Origin of the sequence: Hominilimicola sp. (assembly GCF_046972485.1) — a bacterium.
In the GTDB taxonomy this organism is placed as follows: Bacteria; Bacillota; Clostridia; order UBA1381; family UBA1381; genus Hominilimicola; species Hominilimicola fabiformis.
In genome coordinates this window covers 1-4,032 of sequence record NZ_JBKVWU010000164.1, presented here as the reverse complement: position 1 = coordinate 4,032, position 4,032 = coordinate 1, and the positions used below count along the sequence as shown (strand labels likewise).

The 4,032-nt window shown below is 37.7% G+C and carries 5 protein-coding genes; 3 read left to right on the top strand and 2 right to left on the bottom strand.

Annotation, left to right across the window (positions count from 1 at the left end):
* Positions 1-48: 48 nt before the first annotated feature.
* Positions 49-552 (bottom strand): energy coupling factor transporter S component ThiW, encoded by a 504-nt coding sequence (thiW, locus tag ACLTU0_RS11150; RefSeq protein ID WP_412322503.1) that lies wholly within the window; start codon positions 550-552, stop codon positions 49-51.
* 175 nt (positions 553-727) lie between these two features.
* Between thiW and trpB the strand changes: the two genes are divergently transcribed.
* The gene (gene trpB, locus ACLTU0_RS11145; RefSeq protein ID WP_022229481.1) at positions 728-1,918 is read left to right on the top strand and encodes a tryptophan synthase subunit beta; all 1,191 of its coding nucleotides are present in this window, start codon (positions 728-730) and stop codon (positions 1,916-1,918) included.
* A 44-nt stretch (positions 1,919-1,962) separates the two neighbouring features.
* On the opposite strand, the gene ACLTU0_RS11140 is transcribed toward trpB, so the two are convergent.
* On the bottom strand, positions 1,963-2,142 hold the full coding sequence (locus tag ACLTU0_RS11140) for a YtxH domain-containing protein (protein WP_022229482.1): 180 nt from the start codon (positions 2,140-2,142) through the stop codon (positions 1,963-1,965).
* A 138-nt stretch (positions 2,143-2,280) separates the two neighbouring features.
* Here ACLTU0_RS11140 and ACLTU0_RS11135 point away from each other — a divergent pair, with 138 nt between their 5' ends.
* Positions 2,281-3,627: a DUF1015 family protein gene (locus ACLTU0_RS11135; protein ID WP_412322502.1), complete on the top strand. Its 1,347-nt coding sequence runs from the start codon at positions 2,281-2,283 to the stop codon at positions 3,625-3,627.
* 124 nt (positions 3,628-3,751) lie between these two features.
* The coding region (gene rplU, locus ACLTU0_RS11130) for a 50S ribosomal protein L21 (RefSeq protein ID WP_412322500.1) at positions 3,752-4,032 on the top strand (281 nt) is incomplete at its 3' end.

Sequence of the window (4,032 nt, the reverse complement as noted above, 5' to 3'; positions counted from 1 at the left end):
TTTAAAAATTTTTGAAAAACTTTTCAAAAACCTCTTGACTTCTAATAGTTAGTCATCTCCGAAAAATTTATCAAGTGCGTGTGTTTGCTTTAATGCTGTAACAAGGAAAATTGCTATAACAGTACCGCCTGCCGAACTTATTATAAACGGAAGTACATATGCGAAAAGTGCAGCCTCTTTACCCATAACGTAAACGGCGATAGGATAAGCGGCAAGTGCACCGATTATACCCGTTCCGAACAATTCGCCGATATAAGCAAGCGTCAATTTCTTTGAAAATTTATAGCACAATCCGCCGATAAGTGCACCGCACATACTTCCCGGAAATGCAAGAAGTGTACCCATACCAGTTGCAAGACGAAGAAGTGATGTGATAAATGCCATAATCACTCCGTAAAACGGTCCTAAAAATACTGACGCAATTATGTTTATAAGATGTTGCACCGGAAAACATTTTGACGCGCCGACAGGAAAGTTTAACGGCGAGCATACAACGCCTACAGCTATAAGTACGCCTGCTATTGCTAATTTTCTTGTTGTGATTTTATTCATTTGTAAAAATCTCCTTTGATTGAATTCTTCTAATATTATAGCATACGCAATATTTTTAGTCAATAAACCGTGGACGAATGAAATATTATGAAAAAATATTATAAAAACTCTTGTGCAAACGCGAAAAATTTGTTATAATGTGTTATACATAGATTGACGAGAGGAGAATAGAATAGTGGAAAAGAAGGGTAGATACGGAGAATTCGGCGGACAGTATGCCGCTGAAACTCTTATGAATGCACTTATTAATTTGGAGGAGGCATTTAACAAGTACAAAGATGACGAGGATTTTAACCGTGAGCTTAATTATTATCACAAGCAATATACGGGCAGACCGTCAATTTTGTATTATGCCGAAAAAATGACAAAGGATCTTGGCGGTGCGAAGATTTATTTGAAACGTGAAGATTTAAACCATACAGGTGCACATAAAATTAATAACGTAATAGGTCAATGCTTGCTCGCAAAGAGAATGGGCAAGAAAAAAGTCATTGCCGAAACAGGTGCGGGACAGCACGGTGTTGCAACTGCGACATTTGCGGCTGTTTTGGGACTTGAATGTGATGTATATATGGGTGAGGAAGATACAAAAAGACAGGCACTTAATGTATTTCGTATGAATTTGCTTGGTGCTACGGTTCATCCTATTACATCGGGAACAGGAACACTAAAAGATGCTACAAATGAAGCTATGCGTGCTTGGACAGCAAATGCCGAAGATACATTTTATGTATTAGGTTCAGCAGTAGGTCCACACCCTTATCCGCTTATTGTAAAGCATTTTCAGAGTGTAATAAGCAAGGAAACAAGAAAACAACTTCTTGAAACGGAAGGTAAACTGCCTGACGCAGTTATGGCTTGTGTGGGCGGCGGCTCAAACGCAATCGGTATGTTTGCCGATTTTATTGACGAGCCTTCTGTAAAGCTTTACGGTGCAGAGGCAGCGGGCGACGGCGTTGATACAGAACGTCATGCGGCGTCTATAACTAAGGGGACAGTCGGTGTACTTCATGGTATGAAGTCGCTGTTCTTACAAGACAACGGCGGTAATATTATGCCTGTATATTCAATTTCAGCAGGACTTGATTATCCTGGAATAGGTCCGGAACATGCCTACATGGCGAAAACGGGCAGAGCGGAATATTATCCGATAACAGATAAAGAGGCAGTGGATTCTTTTGTGTATTTGTCAAGAATGGAAGGGATTATTCCTGCAATCGAATCATCACACGCAATCGCTCTGGCAAGAAAAATTGCACCTACAATGAAAAAAGATGAAATACTTGTCGTGTGTCTTTCAGGACGAGGGGATAAAGATGTATATTCAGTTGCTAAGTATCTCGGAAAAGATATTTCAGAAGAATAATACTAAAAACGAGGCTTACAATTTTGCGTAGCCTCGTTTTGTGCTTAATGGAAAATATCTATTATATTATCCATAACAGAACCGATATTCCTAAAAATACCCTCAGTCTTTTTTGAAATTTTGCGACGTTCTCTGTCGGATAGAGGATCGGTCATTACACCGACTGCCGCACCGACAGCAAAACCTACCAGAGTACCTTTTATAAAACAGGACATTTTGTGCATATGTTTTAACCTCCTTATTTAATTGGTATGGTATTATTATTTGACGAAACAAACATAATAAAACAGAAAATAAATGGATTTTTAATATAAATTTTATATTTTTAACAGACGGAACAGTTTTCGCCGTGGGGCGAATTAATGAAAGAAAGGATTGGTGATACTTTTATGGCTAATATAAAAGCGTTCAGAGGATACAGATATAATACGGATAAAATTGACAATCTCGGCTCGGTCATTTCGCCGCCTTATTATAATATGGCAAAAGAAGATAAGGATGCACTTTATGACAAGAGCGAATACAATTCGGTGCGTCTGTTTTCAGGTAAAAAGTTTGAAAGTGATACAAGAGAAGAAAATACATTTACAAGAGCGAAAAATTATCTTGATAAATGGATTGAGGACGGTATTCTTGTCAGAGATGAAGAACCTGTCATATATATGTACGAACAGACGATAGAAATGTACGATACTCATTATTCAAATACAAGCTTTGTTGCACTTGTTGAACTTGAGGAAATAGGCAAGGGAGCGATTATGCCTTGCGAAAAACCACACGAAGTTTCTATGCTTGACAGATATGAGCTTTTGAAATCAACAAATGCCGATATGAGTATGATAAGTTGCCTTTATGTAGAGCCTGAAAAAGAACTTTTCAATTTGATGAATGAGCTTAGGGAAGAAAAGCCTGATCTTGAATTTTCATCTGACGATAATGTACAGCAAAAAATTTGGAAAATTTCATATAAGCCGACAATCGACTTTATTATTGAACATTTTAAGGATTTGTCGTTGTACATCACTGACGGTCAGACAAGATACGAAACTTGTTTGCAGTACAGAGATTATATGAAAGAGCATAATCCGAATCATACGGGAAAAGAGCCGTATAATTATATGATGATGTCGCTTTCAAATGCACATTCAGACGGTCTTGTTGTACTTCCTGTACACAGAGAAGTGAAAACGATAAAGAATTTCAGTGAATCACATTTTATTGCAGGTGCACAAGATCATTTCAGAGTTGAAAAAATTATTGTTGATTCAAATGACGAAACGCTTGTTCGTACAATGGTTAAGCAGATAAGCACTGTAAAAGCCGAAACAAGAATTGCGGCATATTGCGGTGGTGATTATTTTTACAGAATGGTGCTTTGGGATAAGGATTACATTAAAAATGATGTTTATCCAGATATGTCAAAGGAATATTGCAATCTTGACATAGTGGCACTGAATAAGCTGATAATTGATGACGTGTTCCATATTGATGAAGAAAAGTATGAGGATTATGTACATTCGACAAGAAGTTATGAATCGTGTTACAAAGATATTCAAGACGGAAAGTACGATATAATGTTCATAATGAACCCTGTAAGAGTCGAACAGATAAGAAACATAACTGCAATGGGCGAGAGATTGCCGGAGGTTACAATCAGCGTATTCCCGAAACCGTCGGTCGGTGTAATAATAAATTTAAAAGAAGATTAAAAAATGCTTGACAAGCTATGAATAATATGGTATTATGTAATAGTGACCGCATAGAATGGGTTTTAAATCTGCTCACAGTACCTATGATAGCGTGTCCTCATAAATTTAAGAGGAGGTGTTTTGGATGTACGCAGTAATCGTAACAGGCGGCAAACAGTACAAGGTTAGCGAAGGTGATACACTTTTCGTTGAAAAAATCGAAGCTGAAGAAGGTTCAGCAGTAACATTTGATCAGGTACTTATGGTCGGTGAAGGTGAAGATGTAAAGGTTGGTGCTCCTACAGTAGCAGGTGCAACAGTTGAAGCTAATATCGTAAAGAACGGTAAAGCTAAGAAGATTTACGTTTTCAAGATGAAGAGAAAGAAGAACGAGCGTAAGAAGAAGGGTCACAGACAACCTTTCAC